1 protein-coding gene is annotated in these 1145 nt (G+C 46.7%); it reads left to right on the top strand.

The annotated features are described in order from the left end of the window. Positions 1 to 58 precede the first annotated feature (58 nt). Complete coding sequence (locus R7Q47_RS25815) at positions 59 to 1144, top strand: methyl-accepting chemotaxis protein (protein WP_025536452.1); 1086 nt, start codon at positions 59 to 61, stop codon at positions 1142 to 1144. Position 1145: the final 1 nt, after the last annotated feature.

Raw genomic sequence — 1145 nt, 5'->3', positions numbered from 1 at the left:
TGCTTATCCAACTGATTTAACATGAATTTTTTAAAACCTTGCTGCATTTATAAAAAACATGTTCGGATCAAAAAAATTAAAAATGGAAAATGAGGCGCTTAAGCAGGAATTAGCGAGCCTTAAAGACAAGTACCAAACCGACGTTGAGACGTTGGAACGTCAGTTAAAAGAAGCCAAACAACTACTGAACACAGCGCAACAGCGTTACGAAAGTAGCGACGAGTTGATGTCGAGCAGCTTGAAAGGCGGAGATATGCTCCAAACCATTCGCACAGCGATGGTCGAAAGCGCTCAATCTATGGCGCATGAAAACGAGGAGCTAAAGCTGCTTGATGATATGTTCAAGCAAACACATCAAGCACTCGCACGTCTGGATGACCGAGCCGTAAAAATCAGCTCACAAGCCACTCAAAGCATTGAATCTGTGCAGATATTAGATAACACCGCGACTTCTATTTCCCACCTTGTATCTACTATCCAAGAGATTTCTGACCAAACGAACTTATTGGCTCTCAACGCAGCGATTGAGGCTGCACGCGCTGGTGAAGCAGGCCGCGGATTTGCAGTGGTGGCGGACGAGGTAAGAAATTTGGCAGGCAAAGCCAGTGAAGCGAGCGAACAAATTGATTCGCTGGTTAATCAGGTGCTAACCCAAGTCAGCTCAATCAAAAGCGCGATTGATGAAAACCAAATCTGCGCAGAAGAAGTATCCGCCTCTTCGGCGCAAATTGGCTCAATCGTCAACGAGGTGGTTGTCAAATCAGAGCACATGAAACGGGTGATCCACTTTGCGTCTACCCGCTCTTTCCTCGATACGGTCAAGCTTGATCATGCCATTTGGAAAAACAACATCTATCGCTTACTGCAAAGTGGCTCTTTTGGTGAAACCGTCAATAGCCATTCAGAATGTCGATTGGGCCAGTGGTACTACCGAGGTGACGGCAAAGCATATAGCCAACTAAGAAGCTATGCGCAGCTCGAAGCGCCACACAAAGGTGTGCACGATAGCGGCCGTGATGCAATGAAGCACGCGAAGTCAGGAAATATGGCCGGCATGGTGACCTCCATCAACTCGATGGAAGACGCGAGTGAGCAAGTGGTGATTCACATTGACCGCTTGATGGATGAAATCATCGTAAACTAAG

The organism is Vibrio sp. Vb0349 (assembly GCF_033338975.1).
This window is presented reverse-complemented; position numbering and strand designations above follow the sequence as displayed.

Coding starts and splice junctions, on each gene's coding strand:
- R7Q47_RS25815 (WP_025536452.1), top strand. CDS start 59: ATGTTCGGATCAAAAAAATTAAAAATGGAAAATGAGGCGCTTAAGCAG.